The organism is Zhouia amylolytica AD3 (assembly GCF_000511935.2).
GTDB lineage: Bacteria > Bacteroidota > Bacteroidia > Flavobacteriales > Flavobacteriaceae > Zhouia > Zhouia amylolytica.
In genome coordinates this window covers 374,057-394,989 of sequence record NZ_AYXY01000001.1, presented here as the reverse complement: position 1 = coordinate 394,989, position 20,933 = coordinate 374,057, and the positions used below count along the sequence as shown (strand labels likewise).

General features: G+C 36.4%; 26 protein-coding genes. 20 read left to right on the top strand and 6 right to left on the bottom strand.

Annotated elements, in window-relative coordinates; all coding sequences use genetic code 11:
• Positions 1 to 119 precede the first annotated feature (119 nt).
• The 8 genes from P278_RS01985 to P278_RS01955 all read left to right on the top strand — a co-directional run bounded on the left by P278_RS01985 (position 120) and on the right by P278_RS01955 (position 6,931).
• Positions 120 to 980, top strand: a complete 861-nt coding sequence (locus P278_RS01985) for an SPFH domain-containing protein (RefSeq protein WP_038261393.1) — start codon at positions 120 to 122, stop codon at positions 978 to 980.
• A gap of 9 nt (positions 981 to 989) precedes the next feature.
• Positions 990 to 1,166, top strand: a complete 177-nt coding sequence (locus tag P278_RS16375; RefSeq protein WP_082436061.1) for a DUF4177 domain-containing protein — start codon at positions 990 to 992, stop codon at positions 1,164 to 1,166.
• The gene (locus tag P278_RS16705; RefSeq protein ID WP_038261389.1) at positions 1,166 to 1,669 is read left to right on the top strand and encodes a hypothetical protein; all 504 of its coding nucleotides are present in this window, start codon (positions 1,166 to 1,168) and stop codon (positions 1,667 to 1,669) included. Before P278_RS16375 ends, P278_RS16705 begins: the two co-directional genes overlap by 1 nt.
• Positions 1,666 to 2,604 (top strand): alpha/beta hydrolase, encoded by a 939-nt coding sequence (locus P278_RS01975; protein ID WP_038261387.1) that lies wholly within the window; start codon positions 1,666 to 1,668, stop codon positions 2,602 to 2,604. The genes P278_RS16705 and P278_RS01975 overlap by 4 nt, the downstream gene beginning before the upstream one ends.
• A gap of 1 nt (position 2,605) precedes the next feature.
• A complete protein-coding gene (locus tag P278_RS16370) occupies positions 2,606 to 2,776 on the top strand; it encodes an Arc family DNA-binding protein (RefSeq protein WP_074979468.1) in 171 nt (56 codons plus the stop codon).
• Positions 2,776 to 3,594 carry a Cof-type HAD-IIB family hydrolase gene (locus tag P278_RS01970; RefSeq protein WP_038261384.1) on the top strand — a complete coding sequence of 273 codons (819 nt, stop codon included), beginning with the start codon at positions 2,776 to 2,778 and terminating at the stop codon, positions 3,592 to 3,594. Before P278_RS16370 ends, P278_RS01970 begins: the two co-directional genes overlap by 1 nt.
• Positions 3,595 to 3,750: 156 nt before the next feature.
• Positions 3,751 to 5,607, top strand: a complete 1,857-nt coding sequence (locus P278_RS01965) for a M61 family metallopeptidase (protein WP_038261381.1) — start codon at positions 3,751 to 3,753, stop codon at positions 5,605 to 5,607.
• A gap of 170 nt (positions 5,608 to 5,777) precedes the next feature.
• Positions 5,778 to 6,931 (top strand): IS3 family transposase gene (locus tag P278_RS01955; protein ID WP_235444231.1). Its coding sequence is split into 2 segments (ribosomal slippage): positions 5,778 to 6,051 and positions 6,051 to 6,931, totalling 1,155 coding nucleotides; the frame shifts between segments, so codons are not numbered across the junction.
• A gap of 55 nt (positions 6,932 to 6,986) precedes the next feature.
• Here the strand turns inward: P278_RS01955 and P278_RS01950 are convergent.
• The 4 genes from P278_RS01950 to P278_RS01935 all read right to left on the bottom strand — a co-directional run bounded on the left by P278_RS01950 (position 6,987) and on the right by P278_RS01935 (position 11,498).
• Positions 6,987 to 7,421 carry a hypothetical protein gene (locus P278_RS01950; RefSeq protein ID WP_038261373.1) on the bottom strand — a complete coding sequence of 145 codons (435 nt, stop codon included), beginning with the start codon at positions 7,419 to 7,421 and terminating at the stop codon, positions 6,987 to 6,989.
• 226 nt (positions 7,422 to 7,647) lie between these two features.
• Entirely contained in the window at positions 7,648 to 9,282 is a 1,635-nt protein-coding gene (locus P278_RS01945) for a SulP family inorganic anion transporter (RefSeq protein ID WP_051413355.1), read from the bottom strand.
• 139 nt (positions 9,283 to 9,421) lie between these two features.
• Positions 9,422 to 10,816: a sensor histidine kinase gene (locus P278_RS01940; RefSeq protein WP_038261370.1), complete on the bottom strand. Its 1,395-nt coding sequence runs from the start codon at positions 10,814 to 10,816 to the stop codon at positions 9,422 to 9,424.
• Positions 10,803 to 11,498, bottom strand: a complete 696-nt coding sequence (locus tag P278_RS01935) for a response regulator transcription factor (RefSeq protein ID WP_038261366.1) — start codon at positions 11,496 to 11,498, stop codon at positions 10,803 to 10,805. The genes P278_RS01940 and P278_RS01935 overlap by 14 nt, the downstream gene beginning before the upstream one ends.
• Before the next feature lie 172 nt (positions 11,499 to 11,670).
• Here P278_RS01935 and P278_RS01930 point away from each other — a divergent pair, with 172 nt between their 5' ends.
• The 12 genes from P278_RS01930 to P278_RS01875 all read left to right on the top strand — a co-directional run bounded on the left by P278_RS01930 (position 11,671) and on the right by P278_RS01875 (position 19,969).
• Positions 11,671 to 12,399 carry a DUF4369 domain-containing protein gene (locus P278_RS01930; RefSeq protein ID WP_038261363.1) on the top strand — a complete coding sequence of 243 codons (729 nt, stop codon included), beginning with the start codon at positions 11,671 to 11,673 and terminating at the stop codon, positions 12,397 to 12,399.
• A gap of 386 nt (positions 12,400 to 12,785) precedes the next feature.
• On the top strand, positions 12,786 to 13,748 hold the full coding sequence (locus P278_RS01925; protein WP_038261360.1) for a pectin acetylesterase-family hydrolase: 963 nt from the start codon (positions 12,786 to 12,788) through the stop codon (positions 13,746 to 13,748).
• A gap of 257 nt (positions 13,749 to 14,005) precedes the next feature.
• The gene (locus P278_RS01920; RefSeq protein ID WP_038261358.1) at positions 14,006 to 14,434 is read left to right on the top strand and encodes a MarR family winged helix-turn-helix transcriptional regulator; all 429 of its coding nucleotides are present in this window, start codon (positions 14,006 to 14,008) and stop codon (positions 14,432 to 14,434) included.
• A 2-nt stretch (positions 14,435 to 14,436) separates the two neighbouring features.
• Positions 14,437 to 14,859: an organic hydroperoxide resistance protein gene (locus P278_RS01915; protein ID WP_038261355.1), complete on the top strand. Its 423-nt coding sequence runs from the start codon at positions 14,437 to 14,439 to the stop codon at positions 14,857 to 14,859.
• Between the two features lie 17 nt (positions 14,860 to 14,876).
• Positions 14,877 to 15,512, top strand: coding sequence for a nitroreductase family protein (locus P278_RS01910; RefSeq protein ID WP_038261352.1), 636 nt, complete (start codon positions 14,877 to 14,879; stop codon positions 15,510 to 15,512).
• Between the two features lie 299 nt (positions 15,513 to 15,811).
• Entirely contained in the window at positions 15,812 to 16,390 is a 579-nt protein-coding gene (locus tag P278_RS01905; RefSeq protein ID WP_038261350.1) for a Crp/Fnr family transcriptional regulator, read from the top strand.
• 75 nt (positions 16,391 to 16,465) lie between these two features.
• A complete protein-coding gene (locus P278_RS01900; protein WP_038261347.1) occupies positions 16,466 to 16,855 on the top strand; it encodes a VOC family protein in 390 nt (129 codons plus the stop codon).
• A gap of 25 nt (positions 16,856 to 16,880) precedes the next feature.
• Positions 16,881 to 17,258: a nuclear transport factor 2-like protein gene (locus tag P278_RS01895; RefSeq protein ID WP_038261344.1), complete on the top strand. Its 378-nt coding sequence runs from the start codon at positions 16,881 to 16,883 to the stop codon at positions 17,256 to 17,258.
• A 77-nt stretch (positions 17,259 to 17,335) separates the two neighbouring features.
• A complete protein-coding gene (locus P278_RS01890; protein WP_038261341.1) occupies positions 17,336 to 17,701 on the top strand; it encodes a DUF2200 domain-containing protein in 366 nt (121 codons plus the stop codon).
• A 143-nt stretch (positions 17,702 to 17,844) separates the two neighbouring features.
• Positions 17,845 to 18,411 carry a Crp/Fnr family transcriptional regulator gene (locus tag P278_RS01885; RefSeq protein ID WP_038261337.1) on the top strand — a complete coding sequence of 189 codons (567 nt, stop codon included), beginning with the start codon at positions 17,845 to 17,847 and terminating at the stop codon, positions 18,409 to 18,411.
• A 58-nt stretch (positions 18,412 to 18,469) separates the two neighbouring features.
• Positions 18,470 to 18,922 carry a DoxX family protein gene (locus P278_RS01880; protein WP_038261838.1) on the top strand — a complete coding sequence of 151 codons (453 nt, stop codon included), beginning with the start codon at positions 18,470 to 18,472 and terminating at the stop codon, positions 18,920 to 18,922.
• A 171-nt stretch (positions 18,923 to 19,093) separates the two neighbouring features.
• Positions 19,094 to 19,969, top strand: a complete 876-nt coding sequence (locus P278_RS01875; protein WP_038261333.1) for a helix-turn-helix domain-containing protein — start codon at positions 19,094 to 19,096, stop codon at positions 19,967 to 19,969.
• Positions 19,970 to 20,045: 76 nt separating this feature from the next.
• Here the strand turns inward: P278_RS01875 and P278_RS01870 are convergent, their stop codons facing one another.
• The gene (locus tag P278_RS01870) at positions 20,046 to 20,417 is read right to left on the bottom strand and encodes a rhodanese-like domain-containing protein (protein ID WP_038261330.1); all 372 of its coding nucleotides are present in this window, start codon (positions 20,415 to 20,417) and stop codon (positions 20,046 to 20,048) included.
• 19 nt (positions 20,418 to 20,436) lie between these two features.
• Entirely contained in the window at positions 20,437 to 20,805 is a 369-nt protein-coding gene (locus tag P278_RS01865; protein WP_038261327.1) for a DsrE family protein, read from the bottom strand.
• Positions 20,806 to 20,933: the final 128 nt, after the last annotated feature.

The following is a 20,933-nucleotide window of genomic DNA, read 5'->3' as shown; positions in this document are numbered from 1 at the left end:
TCTTTATTTTTTTTCAAAAGTAATTATATCAATGAAATCTAAATGTTAAATATCGGAACTATTAAAAATTAATTCAATATCTTTATGATATCATTTTAATATCATACAAAACTATCATTATGACAAATGAAAAAATAACATCTGGCTTAAACGGATATCTTATGCTCTTTGCGGCAATGATCCTTTTCTTCGGAGGCTTGTATATGGTAATCTCACAATCAAATACGATGTTCCTCATTGCGATAATAATTGCTTTATTCATACTTCCGGGATTCACCCTCGTAAATCCAAATAACTCGAGGGTTCTTTTACTATTTGGAAAATATGTAGGCACAATTAAGAAAAATGGATTTTATTGGGTGAACCCATTCTTTACAAAAAAGAAGATCTCATTACGAGCCAGTAATTTCGATAGTGAACGATTAAAAGTAAATGATAAAATTGGAAACCCTGTAATGATTAGTACTATTCTGGTATGGAGAGTGACCGACACCTATAAAGCAGCATTCGACGTTGATAATTATGAAAACTTTGTACGTGTCCAAACGGATGCAGCAGTTAGAAAATTGGCAAGCATGTACCCATACGACAACTTTGCAGATGAAGGACTGGATGAAGACATCACCTTAAGATCTAGCGTTAATGAAGTCAGTGAAGACTTGGAGAAAGAAATTCAGGAACGCCTGGCTATGGCAGGGATCGAAGTTTTAGAAGCCAGAATCGGTTACCTGGCCTATGCTCAGGAAATCGCCAATGCAATGCTTAAACGTCAACAGGCCACCGCAATTGTTGCCGCCCGTCATAAAATTGTAGAGGGGGCTGTAAGTATGGTGGAAATGGCACTAGATGAATTAAGCAAAAAAGAATTGGTAGATCTGGATGAAGAACGTAAATCAGCCATGGTGAGTAACCTTATGGTAGTACTTTGCTCCGACAAAGATGCAGCCCCTATAGTCAATGCAGGAACCTTACACCATTAAAATTTCAACATGAAAGAATATAAAATCCTAAAACAAAAATCAAACCTGTTTACAAATACAGACAAGAATTTTGAAGCAGAATTAAATGGGTATGCTCGCGATGGATGGCGCGTTGTAACAACCGTATTCAGCGATAAAAATTTCGCAATAAAAGCCATTCTCGAACGCGATAAAAATGAAAGATAATGAAAGTCTTTACCGAAGAGCAGCGGTTTAATCAATGGTGGATCTACGCTACTTTAATATTGGCCTTTATTGGTGCTTTAATTCCATTCATCCTGGAAAAAAATAAATTAAATAATGGAGATAAAGAATCAGTTACAGCATTAGTGATCATAATAGTTACCATGGGACTCATATTTATCCTGATCCGAACTGTTAAACTAACTACCAAAATAAATGAGATTGGCATTCACTATAGATTCTCACCAATTCAGAGAAATGATAAAACCATCAAATGGGGAGAAATCAAAATGTGTAAAGTAATTAAGTATAACCCGATCAAAGATTATGGAGGCTATGGTTGGCGTATTGGTTTTCGCGGAAAAGGCAAAGCACTGAACATAAGAGGTAATAAAGGCATTCAGATTATTTACAAAAACAATAAAAAATTGTTAATAGGTACCCAAAAACCGGAATTGGCCGATAAAACAATTACAACCTATTTTAATCCTATTACGACAACATGAAACAGCTCGTTTTTTATATATGCCTCTTCACCAATCTTATATGCCAGAGTCAGGACATAAAGCAGGAAGAAGTGGCACTCTATAATGACAACATTGCATTACCCGGAACGCTAAGTTACCCCGGATCAAATGAAAAAATGCCCCTGGCCATCTTTATTCATGGCTCCGGTAATGTAGATAGAAATGGCAATCAAAAACTCGGCACCATAGAAATCAAAGCCAATTATATTAAACTATTGGCTGATAGTTTAAATGCAAGAGGTATTGCCTTTTATCGATATGATAAGAGAACATCTATTGCAGAGAATATTAAATTAATGTCCGATAAAACGGTTTTCGAAGATCTTGTTACAGATGTTAAAGTAATTATTGATTACTTCAAAAAAGATAAACGCTTTACAAATATTACCCTCATAGGGCATAGTCAAGGTTCATTAACCGCCATGCTTGCACAGGACACTAACGTCACCAATTATATATCCCTTGCAGGACCATCTGAAGATTTTGAAACATTAATAATGCGTCAGATAAACGCTCAAAGCGCAGCACTCTCTCCTACCGTAAAAGCGCATTTTGAAGAACTTAAAAAAACAGACACCATTTTAAACGTTAACCCTTATCTGGTTGGAATATTTGCCCCTGCAAATCATCATTTTCTTAAATCATATATAGCTTATAAACCTTTAGAAGAGATAAAAAATGTTAAAGCCAGAACATTAATTATTCAGGGAGATGCCGACATACAAGTAAGGATTGAAGATGCAAAAAATCTATTCAACGCAAAACCCGATGCAGATTTGAGAATTATAAAAGATATGAATCATGTACTAAAAGAAGTACATACACTAAAAGAAAATAACGAATCATATTATTCTGCTAATTTTGCACTCGCTTCAGAACTAGTAGAAACTATTACTGAATTTATTAATAAATAATATGCCTAAGAAAAAAGCATTTGCATTAAGGATCAATGAAGATATGCTAAAAGCAATCGAGAAATGGGCTGCTGACGAGTTTCGTAGTACCAATGGGCAGATCGAATGGATGCTGATGCAAAGCTTAAAGAACGAAAATAGAGATCCGAAAACTAAAAAAGAAAAAGAATAATGCCTTATAAAATATTATTTACCGATATAGACGGCACCCTTTTAGATAAAAACCGGGATGTATCAGCATTAACCATTTCAGAAATTCAGAGGATAAAAGATTACGTTCCTATTGTGTTGGTTTCAGCAAGAATGCCAAAGCAAATGCATCACATACAAGATAAACTAGGGGTAACAAACCAACCCCTGATTTGTTATAACGGAGCCCTGGTAATAGCAAATAATAAAATATTGCACAACCTGGAGATTCCCGGTAATTTATTAGAACGTATCATTTCTTATAATGAACAAATTTCAGCAGAAAAATTTCATCTAAGCCTTTTTAACAACGACGAATGGTATGTAGAACAATACGATTATTGGGCCAAAAGAGAAGAAAATAATACCAGGGTAACACCCGAAATCAAATCCAACATCGAGACTTTAGAAGACTGGAAGAACAAAAATAAAGGTGCTCATAAAATTACGTGTATGGGCGAAGCTCATTTAATAGAAGAAGCCTTTCAATATTTTACTAAAGAATTCGGGAATGACCTGCATCTATATCGTTCCAAAGACACTTATATTGAAATTGCTCCCAAACAAGTATCAAAACTTACCGGTATCCAAAAATTGCTGGACCTGCACTTTAAACTGTCTATTGATGATGCAATCGCTTTTGGAGATAATTACAACGACACCGAAATGATAAATGCCGTAGGTCATGGCGTTGCAGTAGCAAATGCAAGAGACGAAGTAAAAGCAGTGGCAGATGCCATTACGCTTCATCACAAAGAAGATGGCGTTGCTAAACACATAGCTAAACTATTTAAAGACTAAAATAGGTCTATATTTTCGGACTATTATTTCAACAAAAATCAAAACCTCCCTCAGACCTCATCGGTTTTAGGGAGGTTTTGGTTTAAAATAATGTTAAATACTGTAACTTTACCTTTAACAAACACACTAGTTAACTGAAACACTAAAATTAAAAGAATGAAAAAAATATTCATAACCGTACTTACCGCTGCTATTTTATATAGTTGTGGTCCCAAAGTAAATGACCTGGCAACCAACCTTCCGGTAAATGCCAGCATTGATTTGGTCAATGTAAAAGATGACAAAGTAAAAGTAGAAGTGGACCCGGGGAGGTTCACAACAACCTCCATTAATTTTTATATCCCTAAAACAGTCCCTGGAACCTATAGCAATAACGATTACGGACAGTTTATAGATGATTTTAAAGCCTTCGATTACGACGGTAACCTAATGCAATCAAATCGGGTAGACAAGAACACCTGGCAAATTTCGAATGCTCAAAACCTCAATAAAGTAACTTATTGGGTAAACGATTCGTTCGACACAGAAACACAGGTAGACGAGGCCGTTTTCTCCCCTGCAGGAACGAACATCGAAGCAAATACCAATTACTTTTTAAACCTTCACATGCTAGTGGGGTATTTCAACGATCTTGACCAACGGCCATATCAGATTTCCTTCACCCACCCTAATGGGTTTGTCGCTTCAACTTCCTTAAAAGAAGTCGCGAACCAGAAGGAAAACACAGATACATTCTATGCCAATCGTTACTTCGAAGTAACAGACAATCCGATAATGTATTCAAAATTAGATAGTGAAACCTTTACCGTGAATGATATTGAAGTTACCCTATCTGTATATTCCCCTAATGGAACCTATAAAGCTATAGATATCAAAGAAGATATGGAGCGCATGATGAAAGCCCAAAAGACATTTTTAGGAGACGTCAATGCAACCAAAAGCTATCACATTTTATTATACCTAAGTACCGGACAGGAAAATGATGCGACCGGATTCGGAGCCCTGGAGCATCATACATCAACTACCGTGGTACTTCCCGAGTCAATGCCTAAACAAGCCTTGATTGAAACCATGATCGATGTGGTTTCTCATGAGTTCTTTCATATTGTAACTCCACTATCTGTACACTCGGAAGAAGTACATTATTTCAATTATAATGATCCGGCAATGTCTAAGCACCTATGGATGTATGAAGGAGTTACAGAATATTTCGCAAATCTGTTCCAAATTCAACAAGGATTAATAAGCAATGAAGCATTTTATGATCGTATAAATCAAAAAATTCAAACCGCTAAAAATTACGACGATAACATGTCCTTCACCGTAATGAGTGAAAACATCTTAGAGGAACCCTATAAAGGTAATTATGTTAATGTCTATCAAAAGGGAGCCCTTATTGGCATGTGCATTGATATCATTATCAGAGAACAAAGTAATGGTGAGAAAGGAATCCTATGGCTAATGAAACAGCTGTCAGACAAATATGGAAAAGACAAACCTTTTGACGACGATACCATTATTGACGAAATCGTAAAACTAACGTATCCTGAGGTTGGTGATTTCTTCAATAAACATGTCATCGGAGACACACCAATAAACTATACCGCGTTCTTAAATAAAGTCGGATTAGCATTTACCGCTAAAATGGAGGAAACCGGGTATTTAATGAACGGACAAATTCCATATATCGACGTGAAGCCAGGCTCAAAAGAGGTTTTCTTCAGAAATACAAAGCTGAACTCTTTTCTGACCGATTTAGGAATTCAGGGTGGAGATATAATCAAATCCATTAATGGAACAGCATATAACCTGGATAATATTCGTGACATGATCATTGGTTCATTCGGTTGGCAACCAGATCAGGATATTACCATGGTAGTAGTACGAGAAGGAAAAGAAGTTACCCTCTCAGGTAAAACAAAAACGCCTATGGCCGAAGTAACCGCCATCGTTGAGGAAGCAAATGCAAGCAGCGATCAAATTGCACTTCGAAACGCCTGGATGAAGAATTAAATGTATGCACAAAACATAATAAAAAAAGCGGGGTTTAACCCCGCTTTTTTTTATTTATATGTCCCGTCCTGAAATAAGTTGACACAAAAACGACTTATTTATGAAAGACAAGGACGAACAAAGGGAACAAACGCACACAGCGCGATTATAACCTAGGCTTTAAATTAGCTGTGGTCTCGCAGGTAGAAAAAGGCGAGATGACCTACAAGCAAGCTCAAAAACACTACGGGATTCAAGGTAGAAGCACAGTTTTGGTTTGGTTAAGAAAACATGGTACCTTAGACTGGAGCAAACCAAACCTATTTATGAAATCCAAAGAAACACCTGCACAGAAAATTAAACGTTTAGAGCGTGAGTTAGATGATGAAAAACTAAAGAACAAGATTCTTAATACGATGATTGATATCTCAGACAGTCAATATGGTACCTCAATCAGAAAAAAGTTTTCATCTCAACAATCCAACGCATCAGGCAAGAACAAGAAGTGAGCCTATCACGTTGTTGCCGGTTGTTTGAGATATCTCGTCAAGGGTTCTATCAGTCCATAAAGCGTCAGGAGTCCCGAGCCAAGGAACTTGCCAAAATAAAAGCATTAGTACTTCAATTGCGTATGCAGATGCCAAGAATAGGTACGCGAAAGCTGTATTATCTACTAAGGGACGAGTTTAGGCTACAGGGTATAAAAATAGGTAGAGATGCCCTATTTACTTACTTAAGATCAGAAGCCTTACTTGTTAAGCCAAAGAAGAACTATACAAAAACAACCGATTCCAAACACTGGTTAAGAAAACATGACAACCTTATGAAGGATCAAGTAATCAACAGGCCAGAACAGTACTTTGTAAGCGATATTACTTATGTGAAATCCAGGAAGGCCACACATTATCTATCGTTAGTTACTGACGCCTACAGTAGAAAGATAATGGGGTATCAATTAAGTGACAACATGAATAGTGATAATGTGGTCAAGGCTCTTAAAATGGCCATCAACAATAGAGTAAACGACACTAAGCTCATCCATCATTCGGATAGAGGGCTACAATATTGCTCCGAGGTTTATCAAACGGAATTGAGAAAAAACAATATCAGACCTTCCATGACTACAGGGGATGACTGTTATCAAAATGCATTAGCCGAAAGAATAAACGGTATCTTAAAAAGTGAATTTTTAATTTATCAATGCAATAACAAGAAAGAACTTGAACTCCTGGTTAAAGAGTCTATTGATACTTACAATAATGTAAGACCACATTTAAGTCTTAACATGAAAACACCTAATTTTGTACATATAAAAAAACCAGAGAAGCGAACTACTCTGGTTTGATTTAACTTTTTTAAAAACTGTCAACCTATATTAGGACGACTCAATAAAAGAAATTCTAAACCAAAACAACATGTGGATTAGCAGACAATTTACTTTCTATTCTGTCCTTATCATTAAGTCCCAATAGCTTCTTCAAACCTGCTGTACTCTTATCTTGTGTTAAAGCCACCACATCTACCTGATAAGTATCTATGGCTTCTACAATTGAGTCATATTTACTTTTATAGCTCGATTCAGTAATCACACTAAAATCAGAGAGATAATTATATTCCTTTAGCAGCTCCCTTTTTAAAGGCATCAACACCGCCAGGGCATCATCTTCAAAAGTATCCCTCAATGCAGAGATCATTAATTCTGTCGGTCGATCTTTACATTTAGAAATATATAATAAAACCACATTTAACGCTTCACTTCTATACGGGTCTACAGTTTTCTTTAAATCAGTAATGGTTATTTTTTTATCTGTAATTGGTATTAGTATGTTTTTCATTTTTAAAAATATTATTTTTAAGAAATAGCTTTTTGGAAGAAGCGAAGAGGAAAACCCCCTACAGTATCCTCTTCGCAGATATAATTAATAAACTGCCGATTTATTAATCAAACTAACTTTATTATTCAATAAGTAACATTTATAACCTAACTACCTTGAGCAAATTCCTTTAATAATGGATTTAAAAACAACCCGCTACGGCTACCTGTAGTTAGTACACGTCCAATTAGGCACTCTTCTTAAAGTTACCAACTAACTTCTTGTGAGGTACTTCAAGTTTAGGCTTTTGTATGATCTCTCCATTCTTACCAAATTCAGGAATGTTCTTGAAATGACATACAATATTCTTTTCATGCGCAGTATTCTTAAAGTTGTATATCACCTCCAAAGCATCATAATCAATCTCCTTGGTGCTCGATCCGTCTATTAAAACTTCTCTGTTTTCCGGAAGGTGCTCAAAAGTAAGCTGCAGACTGGCCTTATTCAAGAATGAAACATGCTCACTCAATTCAATTCTGATAAGCGGTTTGCTCTCCTTTTCCTCTTTTTCTTCTTTAAAGAAATATGGTACCTTATAGTTCGCTCTTAATACATAGAAGATACCTACTGACATACCGATCAGGATCCCAACAAGTAGATCCGTGAATAAAATACAAACAACAGTAACGAAGAAAGGAATGAATCTATCTTTACCTAATAAATATTGTGCTTTATATAATGAAGGTTTAGTAAGTTTAAAACCAACCATGATTAAAATCGCTGCAAGCGCAGACAATGGAATCATATTCATAACCATAGGAAACACGGCTACAGCAACCAATAATAAAATACCGTGATAAACAGCCGACATCTTAGTACGGGCACCTGAGTCTAAGTTTGCTGAACTTCTTACAATTACCGCAGTAATAGGAAGTCCTCCAATCAAACCAGAAACAATATTACCAACCCCCTGGGCCTTTAGCTCAGCATTTTGCGGAGTTCTTCTTTTTAACGGATCCAGTTTGTCTATAGCTTCAACGCTTAATAAAGTCTCTAAACTTGCCACAATCGCTAAAGTGAAAGCCGTAACATATACCGTTGGATTCCCAAGTACTCCAAAGTTCGGTGCAGTAAACACCTCCTGAATTGAATCCATTTCAGAAATTATTGGAAGACTAACCAAATGAACCGGATCAATTGCTAGGTTAGGAGCTATCAAGCCAAATATCTGGTTAAGTACAATAGCCATAACTACCACTAAAACACCTGCCGGTATCCTCTTCAATAAGCCGTTGTTTTTGATGATTGGACGATCCCAGAAAATCATTAAAAATAATGAGAACAGACCAATTATTAAACTACCTACCTCCATATGGGTAAAAGCAGCAAAGAAATCAGAGAATGTATTACTCCCGTCTGATTGTAGAAATTTCATATCCCCAAAAGCATCAGCGGTGAAACCAATCAGATATGGAAACTGCTTTAAAATTAAAATCAATCCAATAGCTGCCAGCATCCCTTTAATTACCGAAGAAGGAAAATACAAACCGATAATTCCCGCCTTAAGAAAACCAAGTGCTAACTGAATTACCCCAGCTAAAACAACAGCCATTAAAAATGCCTCATAACTACCCAGGCTGTCTACAGCGTTTAAAACAATAACCACTAATCCTGCAGCAGGACCACTAACACTTAAGCTGGATTTACTCAACAACCCAATTACAATACCCCCTACTATACCCGAAATAAGTCCGGCGAATAAAGGAGCTCCGGATGCTAATGCAATCCCCAAACACAAAGGAAGAGCTACCAGGAAAACGACAATACTAGACGGAATGTCGTACTTAGCTGCCTTCACATAGGTTCCAAAAAAATTCTTCATAGTTTATTTTTATTATTACACGTTCTGATTTTTTTCGAATCCACACACAATGAAGTGATTAGAAAATAATTCGAACGGCAAGGATAACCAGAAGAATTAAGAAGTAATTAAAAAGGAGATTAGAGCGAGATTAGAAAAATTATTTTCTTACTATAATGTGCTCATCTCTATGAGGTAACACCACCTCAACCCGGGTTCCGGAATCAACCTCAGAGGTAATATTTAATTGTCCGCTATGCAATTTTACAATTCTGTAAGTTAATGGCAAACCTACTCCAAATCCCTTAACACCCCTCACATTTGAGGCCCGGAAGAAGGGCTCAAAGATATTTTTAAGTTCGTCAGGAGGAATCCCTACCCCCTGATCAGTTATAATGACTACCACATTATGATCTCTGGCCGTAATTTTCACTGAAACATCCTTGTTCATCGAAAATTTAGCGGCGTTATCCAATATATTATTAAAGGCAACCCCAAGTAAACTCTTATTACCCTGAACCACCAGATCTTCAGGATTCGATGGCAATTCCGAAAAGTCAAAAATAATTTTACTTTCCGGATGTATATTATCAAAATCTCTTTGTACACCGATAACGAGCTCGTCAATCCTGACCTCCTCGATCACCAACCCCTTATCATCAAATTCAGTCTGCGCTAATTTCAATAACCCGTTCACCAGAATATCAAGCCTGATAGCTTCCTTTTCCACCTTAATTAATGAATTCCTGTACTCTTCCCCACTGCGTTCACGATTCAACGTAATTTCTATCTCTCCTAAAATAGCGGTGAGTGGATTTTTAAATTCATGAGAAGCACTACTTATAAAGTTACTTTGAAGATCAAAAGAAGTTTCTAAGCGATCCAGCATATTATTGAAGGTTGACGCCAGTTGCCCCATTTCATCTTTGTTATCATTATCCTCCAGGCGCATGTGTAAATTCGTGGCTGTAATCTTATTCACCTCCCTGATCATCTCGGTAATTGGATTAATGACTTTAGAAGCATAATAACGCCCAAATAGATAGGTCAGCAAAATCCCAATCAAAAAACAAATAGCCAGGGTTTTACGAAGATTGGTAAGTTTAGCCTCTCCATAAATATCTTTCGCACTGAGCACAATGAGATAATGATTGCCCTTGTATTTCCGTAGCAATCCATAATAAAATACTTCATTCGGGTGATAGTGATATCGGGCAAATCCCCGCTCTATAGCAACCTCGTAAAATGTAGACGGAAGGTTCAAATCATTCTCTTCCAAAACCACCTTGTTAATCACATCAACAGCTAAAACCTTTTCTTCTTCTTCAGGCAAAATTTGCAAATGCTTTAACCTGATCTCATTATAAATATTCGCATTTAAGGCATCTTCTTCAAATAGAAACTGCGATGCGATGGTAGCCCGCTGACTTAAACGAAGGTAAAACTCGTTATGGGTATATTTTTGTGCAAAAAAGTAGATCAGTATAAACACACTGATTAAAAGCAAACTTGTTAATATGGTGAAATTTTGAGTTATTTTATCACGAACCTTCATAATCCTCTTTCATTATATACCCCATACCGATTACTGTATGGATGAGTTTCGATTTGTACCCCTTTTCAATTTTATTTCGAAGATAGTTTACATATACATCCACTACATTGGTCCCCATATTAAAACCAATGTCCCAAACACTCTCGAGAATGTCAATACGAGACAATACTCTTCCCTGGTTATTCAAAAAATACTCTAATAATCGGTATTCGGTAGAGGTAAGCTTAATTTCTTTTCTATTCCTTTTAACCATTTTCGCATTTACATCCAACTCAAGGTCCGAGATCGAGAGTAGTTGATCGGTTTCGACAGACAGGTTCTTTCTTCTCGACAACGCACGTAAACGCGCTAAAAGCTCCTTAAACTTAAATGGCTTTATCAGGTAATCATCAGCACCGGCATCTAAGCCAGTAACTATATTCTCCGTAGTACCCAATGCTGTAAGCATCACTACAGGTACATCCGCAAATCCCCGCCGGCGAATCTCCTTAACGATTTCTAACCCATTAATTCCGGGCAGAATGATGTCGAGTACGGCAGCATCAATTTTTCTCTGCTTGAGTAGTTCTAAGCCCGTGGTACCATCATAAGCCAGAAAAACATTATAGCCCTCTTCTTCGAGTCCCTTTTTAATAAAGGCAGCTACATTTTGTTCATCTTCAATAACTAAAATATTTTTCATAGATAATCCCCCGGGGTTTCTAAAGCAATTTTATATTAAAATGTCCAATAAAGCAAAAATAGTTTTTATCCCTATTCTGTTTTCTGAAGAATTCTAATATTTTTGTCGCTAGACAATGAATTAAGAATTTTTTAAGACTTTATAACCACAAATAGTTGAAAAACTAAATTATATGAAAAAGATACTAGCGCCTGTTTTTGCAATAATCTTAATGGTTGCATGTAGTAAAGAAAAGAAAAACCTGCATATTACAGGAAATATAGACGGATTAAAGAAAGGTACCCTCTATCTACAAAAAATAGATAGCAGTGCTTTTGTTATCGTAGACTCCATGGTGGTTGACGGTGATGCTAATTTTGACTTCAACATTTTCATCGAAAGTCCTCAAATGATCTATTTAGCACTTGAAAAAGAAGATGGCATAAAAAACAATGACTTGCTCGAAATATTCGCTGAACCAGGAGAAATGACTGTGAATACCACGCGTAACTACTTTATAGCTGAAGCCAAAATAGAAGGCTCCGAGTCACACAGAAGGTATAAAGAATACCGTGATATGATCTCTAAGTTCAACGATCGAAACTTAAATTATTTAAAAGAAAGCGTAGAAGCCAGTAAAAAAGGAGATTCGGCTACCTTCGATTCACTACAAAACGAATCTGATAAAAATGCCAAAAGAAGATATTTATATACCTTAAACTTTATTCTTAATAACAAAGATTCATACCTGGCACCATACTTAGCCCTGACAGAAACATATAACGCCCGATTAAAATACCTTGACTCTATCAACAATTCACTGACGGAAGAGGTAGCGAAATCGAAGTATGGTAAAGAATTAGACGAATACATTAAAACCATTCGTGAACAAAATAAAGAAAACGACAGCATACAAGAATAGCATTCGTTTTTATAACAGTACTTCAAAACCGAGCCCTCAAGCTCGGTTTTTTGTTTTTAAACATCAAAAGATGGTCATTTCAAAACCTATAACCACAAACACAACGTCATTGCGAGACTTGCAATAGCAAGACGTGGCAATCTCACCAAAGGAAGTCACTAACTTCTGTGAGATTACAAAACTCCATCACCCCCCCCCATAAAACACTCATTACTAACAACTTCCATTTTTAATTTCTTAACTTAGTAACGCATCCTTACAACAAAACACTCACTAACTACTAATGACAATAAAAAAACTGCGTTATGTCAAAAAAATACCTAACCTTTATATTAACGATCTTGTGGTTGTTCATACTCCCTGGTTGCTCCTCTAACAAATCCTTCATGAAGAAGTACGGAGATATTACCCCCGTCACATCCCGGGTAAACTCAAAAGTTGATGGATGGCAAAACTACTACTTCTCAAAAACCGACTGTAATTGTGTCTATGGCGACGAATTCTATATAGCCCTTAAGGAAACACCTTCACAATCCAACAACCTGATGATATCCCTGCAAGGTGGCGGTGCGTGTTGGCCGGGAATGATTCATTGCAAACCAAATACCTCAGAGGAGGACGTACTGATTTCAGATTTTACAACCCAACTCGATGATCGACTGACAGAAGATTGGAATCAAGTCGTAATCCCATATTGCGATGGCTCTGTTTTTATGGGCGATACAAAACAAGATTATAATGATGACGATAAAACTGATCATTGGCATAACGGACTAAAAAATAGTGTTGCAGCATTGAAACTAACGCACAAGAAGTTCCCGAATACTTCAAAAATATTTCTTACCGGTTGCAGCGCTGGCGGATATGGAACTATTCTTCACCTCAGACTTCTCAGGGAACTTTACCCCAAAGCTGCCATATATGTGCTTAATGAAAGTGGACCGGGATTACTTAAACCCGATAATGAGTTTTGGGAAATGGTAGATGCTTCCTGGAACCTTAGTCAACTCTTGCCCAAAAATTGTGATCCATGCGCAGGGCAACTTATCTATTGGTATGATGATATGCTGAAAGATCCTGGGATTAAAATCGGACTCTACTCGTCATATATGGATCAGGTTATTGGTCGTGATTTTCTGAAAATGACCCCGGAAAACTATAAATCCTTGCTCGTTAAGACTACAGACGACCTGAATGCAAAATACCCTGACCAGTTCAAACGATTTTTTATTAAAGGGAAATCTCACTGTGTCCGCAATCGTGACTACCAGGTAAATGGAATTAAATACTGGGACTGGGTAATGGCCTTTATCAACGAAAAAGAAAATTGGAAAGACATTCTTGAATAATAATAGGCCTAAACTTTACAGGGCTATCCAAAGCCTCCATTCGTAAACACCATAAGAATATGCACTGTTAACGATCATAAAATTAAACTTAACATGAGGTAAATTCAATTCACTGGCTATGCATGTTACCCCCTAATGCTGGGTCAAAAACTTTTATAATCAGTCATTTCTAAAAATTTCAATAGTTAAATTTTTCAAAATTAAGTTGTGCACGATTTAATCGTGTGATATATTTGCAGTGTTATATATAATATATCATGTCAGATAAACTAAAATTAACGAACCAGGTTTGCTTACCTCTTTACCAATTGGCTAAAGAGGTAATCAACCTATATCGTCCGATTTTAAAAGACCTCGATCTAACCTATCCCCAATACTTGGTCATGATCGTATTATGGGAAGAAGGCACGCAAAATGTTTCTGAAATTGGTACAAAGCTTCATTTAGATAGTGGTACCCTGACGCCTTTGTTAAAACGTCTGGAACAAAAAAACCTCATTCAAAGAAAAAGAAACCAGGTAGATGAACGTATCGTGACGATCAGTTTAACAGGGCACGGAAAAAAACTAAGAGAAAATGCAAGCTGTGTCCCAGATCAGATCGTAGCATCTCTGAAGATGACGACAAACGAATTACAACAATTGCAAAATGTAATTGGAAATATCTTAAATCAAATTAATAAATAGTAATGAAAACTATCTATACAACAGCTGCCAAAGCATCAGGAGGAAGAAACGGTCGGGTAAAAAGCGAAAACGGAGTTTTGGATATGGAAATCAGATACCCTAAAGCTCTGGGAGGAACAACCAATGATTACGCTAATCCCGAAATGTTATTTGCTGCAGGGTATTCAGCTTGTTTTGACAGCGCACTAAACCTGGTTATTAATAAAGCAAAAATAAATACCGGCCCCACCACAGTAAATGCAAAAGTAAGCATTGGCCAGATTGATAGCGGTGGTTTTGGTCTTGCAGTAGAACTGGATGTAAACATACCTGAGATCTCATTGGATGAAGCCAGATCATTAACCAAAAAAGCACATCAAGTATGTCCATACTCCAATGCAACCAAAGGAAATATCGAGATAAAACTTAATACAACAAATAATTAAATTAAAATAGAGATATGATGTCATTGATCGAAAATCTCCAGTGGAGACATGCAGTAAAAGCATTTGATCCAAACAAAAAAGTAAGTGAGGAAAATGTAGAAAAGATAATCGAAGCAGCTAGATTAGCTCCAACCTCATCCGGTTTACAACAATTTAGAGTGATCTTGGTTTCAAATCAGGAAATCAAAGAAAAACTAATTCCCGGAGCATTAAATCCGGAGTCTATGCGAGATTGTTCTCATGTATTGGTTTTTGCCGCTTGGGATAACTATACAGAAGAAAGAATCGACGAAGTATATGACTTTACTACAGATGAAAGAGACCTTCCACGTGGTAGATTTAGTAGTTATACAAACCAACTGAAAGAAATATATCTAAACCTTCCGGAAGAAATCAATTTTGCCCATACCTCCAGACAAACCTACATTGCATTAGGATTAGCCCTGGCACAAGCGGCTGAACTTAAAGTAGACACCTGCCCTGCTGAAGGATTCGACAATAAAGTAGTTGATGAGGTTTTAGAACTAGATAAATTAGGATTAAAAAGTGTATCCCTGATGTATATCGGTTACGCTGACGATGAAAAAGATTGGATCAAACCCATGAAGAAAGTAAGAATTCCAAGAGATGAATTCGTTATTGATGTAAAATAAGCTTAAGCTAAGCGGTATCAATAGTGAATCCTTTGTCTTATTTGCTACCAGGCCAGCTACTTTTCTTTGATCAAGCATATTATCAAAAAAAGTAGCTGGCTTTTTTATAAATTAATATCATTACCTAGGGACAATCAACCTTCACCGGTTCATTTCTGACTTTTACATATGAAAAAACTTTCAATTTTACTATCTTGATATCTTAAACCTGGCAGGTATATCAAACGGTAATAGGAAACGTTACTCTGGTAGAATTAAATAAAGAAAGTGCTTTCCCAAAATATTAAAAGAACACTAAAATGAACGTCGATTTTTTTCAATCCATCTATAACCATCCATTAATTAGTAAAATCGATTTAAAGGACATCATAAGTGAACACCACAAGATCAGATTTTCAAAAGGTACCGTCTTTCTGGAAAATGGTAAAATGGCTAATGAATATTACTTAATTGAATCCGGGCTGTTAAGAGCATTTGTTCACGATTTAAATGGAAATGAAATCACAACCGATTTTCATGGTGAAAATGAAATTTCAATAGAAGTCTCTTCCCTTTTTCAAAGAATTCCAACAAACGAAAATATCGTCGCGCTTACCAATGGAGTAGCCTGGAAAATAGAATTTCAATCTTTCCAGGAACTATTTCATAAAATTGAAGGTCTTCGGGAATGGGGCCGCGCCTGGATGTCGAAACAATTATTTAGTTCAAAACAACGCTCAATAGATATTCACACTAAAAGTGCCACGGAAAGGTATCTTAACTTAATAAAAGATAAACCCAAAATCATTCAACAATCTCCCATTAAACATGTAGCATCATATTTAGGAATAACAGATACTTCCCTGAGCAGAATTAGAAAAGAAATACGAAGCGATTAATTTCCTGTCATATGACAGGAAAAAACCTAATTTAGGTTGTTACTTTTGAGAAAGATAATCTTAAAAATCAAAAATATGAAACCTGAAAATCCAGTAGTTTGGTTCGAAATATATGTGAACGACATAAAACGAGCACAGAAGTTCTACCAGGAAGTTCTCGACCTACAATTAAGTGAATTACCAACACCTGAGGATCTTGACGAAGAAATGCAAATGTTAGCCTTTCCTATGGACATGGAGAAAGACGGAGCAAGTGGAGCTCTGGTCAAAATGGAAGGAATTGAAGCCGGAGGAAATGCTACACTCGTGTACTTTAGAAGTGAAAATTGTGCCATAGAGGAAAACAGAATAGAAAAGGCAGGCGGTAAAATACTTAAATCAAAACAATCCCTTGGTCAATATGGCTATATGATTTTAGCTTCAGATACTGAAGGAAATATGTTTGGTGTTCATTCCCTCAAATAAAATGTCTCAATGGTAAAGTTGTCAAATGACTAAAATCACGGTAAATCCAGATTGTGGAAATTCACCAAAAATGATATTTCTAAAAAAATTTAATATCGCTTTTGCAAAAGGAGGTGTCGATTTTCTAATCGAAAGTGTAACTGACACCATTACTTGGAGTATAATAGGTGACAAAAAAATAGAAGGAAAGGAAAAATTTACAGAAGTATTAGAACTAATGAAAACCCAATTGGTTTCTGAATTAATAGTTCATCAAATAGTATCACACGGAAAAGCGGGAGCCGTAAATGGTGTTTTGAAAATGCAAAACGGAAAAACTTACGCGTTTTCAGACTTTTACGAATTTAATAGCGCAAAAGGTTTAAAAATAAAATCGATAGCATCGTATATAATCCAAATTTAATCATCAGGAAGAATCAGATTGCTTCCTTTGTAAAGTTGTGACTGTTCCATTTGATTTATAAATATTAACTTTGAGCTATGACCACAACTAGTAAACACGACGAGCGCATAGCCAATCTTACATTCGCCTCTGTATATCCACACTATATAACCAAGGTTGAAAAGAAAGGCAGAACCAAAGCTGAGCTGCATCAAATTATCGAATGGCTTACCGGCTATGATGAAAAACAACTCCAAAAACTCATTGAGGAAAAAGTAACCTTTAAAGATTTTTTTCAAAAGGCTACATTAAATCCCAATGCCGAACTCATTAAAGGAGTTATCTGCGGCTATAGAATAGAAGAAATTAACACCCCACTAACCAAACAGGTACGCTACCTTGATAAATTGGTAGATGAATTGGCAAAAGGGCGTAAAATGGATAAAATACTAAGGACACCATAAACCTACTTGGCAACTTCTGGCAAAGTAGACAGTTAACTTTGATGAATCTACTAAAGCATACACCGATACACCTTCTTTTATCTGACATAAAAGCAGGAACAGATAAATCTCGATGAACGAGTTAAATCCTCAAAACCCTACCATTGGAACTTATACACAAATATTATAAAGACAATTTTGATATCTCAGACAGAGATTGGGAAGTCTTCGCCTCTAAACTGGAATATAATGAATTTCCCAAAAAGCAAACAATCCTTCACGAGGGACAAGTGGAAAACTACCTTTCTTTCATTGAAACAGGATTGGTTAGGTTTTACATACCTAAAGAAGAAAATGAACTTACATTCGCCTTCGTCTTCAATCATAATTTTTTTAGTGCCTACGACTCTTTCCTTACGCAGTCACCATCTAAATATAGGGTCGAAACAATAACCGACTCCTCCTTCTGGCGTATTAGTTATAACGACCTCCAAGCGGTTTATGCAGAAACTGAAATCGGTAATCTAATCGGTAGAAAAGCAAGCGAAGAACTATTCATTAAAAAATCAGAAAGAGAATTATCCCTGCTAAACAAATCACCTGAAGAGCGCTATCTGGATCTCTTCTCGGAAAAACCCGAAGTCATAAAAGAAATCCCCCTTAAATACATTGCCTCCTATATCGGAGTAACACCACAGGCATTAAGCAGAATCCGTAAAAGAATTTCTTAACCCAGATTCATTGCTTCATAAAGGGAACATGGCGAATTTTACCCAAAAATTTGAAACCATGAAACCCTTAATTATTTTAATCATTTCATTCATCATTTCACTCGCTGCTATAAAACTCAACAAAAAACAGATAGATTACCAACTTGCAGCTCGAATTGCCATGTCTTGCATGCTCATCTTTACTGCCATCGGACACTTTATGTTTACCAAAGGAATGACGGCCATTATTCCAGATCCAATTCCCTTTAAATCACAAATGGTCATCGCCACGGGTATACTGGAAATTGTGTTGGCTATCACACTGTTACTCCCAAAGTTTCAACAACTGACTGCATGGATCCTCATCGTATTCTTTATACTCATAGTACCCGCTAATATCAAAGCTGCGATCCAACAGATAAACTACCAAACAGGCACCCTGAATGGCCCTGGTCCAACATACCTGTGGTTTAGAATACCTTTACAATTACTATTCATTCTGTGGATTTACCTATCAGCAATAAGAAAATAAAACCTTCATAAGATCCCTGGGAAAGTACACAGGATTTCCTGGAGAAATTGAGGAACAAAGAGACTGAATTCGCAAAAGAGATAAAAAATCGACAACCGATCCTAAAACCCTAAGGATATGAAATAACCTATTTTTTTAGTAACTTGTATATATCAAATACATGTATATCAGATGTTTGATTCATACAAACACTTTCTTGAAACACCGGGCTATCATAAAATTATAGGAGAGGATTATCTCATTGTTGAATTCAAATGCCCTATAAAAGAAGAATTGTTTGCTGCATGGTCCGAATGCCATAGTATCGTCTACGTGTTGAACGGACAAAAAAAATGGATTACTCCAGACAATGATTACCTCGTTCAAGCCGATCAATCCATTTTTATCAGAAAAGGAGCCTTTAAAAATCAACAGTACTTCGAAGAGAGCTTTTGTGTCCTGATGTTCTTTATGAAAGACGATTTTATTAAGAATTGTATCGAAAATGATATCCGTAACGAAACCACCGAATTGCATAAAATGGAACACCCGGAGGTAATATACCGTATCGATGTTACCGAAAGTTTACGGGTCTTGTATGAGTCATTTTTCTCTTACCTGAAAGAACCCAATAAAACACCTCAAAAGATTGTTGAACTAAAGTTCAGGGAAATGCTCATGAACATTTGTTTGAATCCAAAGAACAAAAACATTAAAAATGTATTATTTACCCTTGCTCAACAATCCGAATACCCGATAGAACAGATCATGGAGGAACAATATTTTTACAACCTGAATATAGAAGAGTACGCAAGGTTGTGCGGCAAAAGCCTCTCCACCTTTAAAAGGTATTTTAAAAAAGCCTATAACACCACCCCGTCAAAATGGCTCTTATCCAAAAGACTTAATCTTGCTCGTGAGCTAATGCTCAATACAGATTTTACCATTCAGCAAATTTGTTACGATTGCGGTTTTGAAAGTGATTCTCATTTTGTAAGAAGCTTTAAATCCACCTACGGCATTACACCTAATAAATGGAGAATACAAAAAACACCGGCTGCCAGTTAATAAAGATTCATCAATACCAAAATGAAGTAATGATGAATCTAAATTAATAAAACAATGCATGTTGTATCCAGGTTCCTTAATTTTGATTATTTAATTTTTTCCAGGCTGCATGGCCACCCTCTAAATTATGAACGTTCTTCATACCATTTTCCTGTGCGTGAATGGCCGCCATATAAGACATTACCCCACCCGTACAGCAAAACAAGAAAGGTCCGTCGCTGTTAAGGATCGACTCAGGATGATACTCCCTTTCCTCAATTTCCTTTTTAACCTGTTCAAGCGGAATATTAACAGCTCCCGGAATACCCCCTTGGTTTTCGATCCCCTGGGGAGATCGTACATCGATAAGTGTAAAGCTCCCCTGAGCAATAATATCATTCAATGTTTCCGAACTTATTTGCGCTATAACCTCTTTAGAGAAATGCACCTTAGATTTTAAATTTTCCATGATGATAGATTTTAATTATTTAAATAGATATGGTTTCTGCCCCCTCAAGAATAAGTTGGTGCAAGGCCGTAGACCCTACTAACTCAATACCATCGATAAGATCATCTACAGTGTACCCGCGTACAGCAGAACACGGAGGACACACCATTATTCTACACTTATTCGCTAATACCGTTTCGATCATATCCTTCATAGTTGGATCCTTTGGATTAAGATGCGCAAAGCTATAAGCTCCTTTCCGCACCCAATCAACTCCCGAACTCACCAAAAAAATACTTACTTCAAGTCCTGATTTAATTCCACCGTTAGCAATACTCCAGGCAACAGATGCTCTTTCATCATCCATTCCCTTACTGATTAATACTACTACTTTCTTTTTAGCACTCATGATTTCTATTGTATTGATTTTTACTAATACAAAGTAAGGGTGAACGAGAAAGTTAGCGTGTCCTGAACAGTCCAATAAATTGACTCTCAGGGCCAAATATTAAATAAATGGTAATAACACCCTGACTT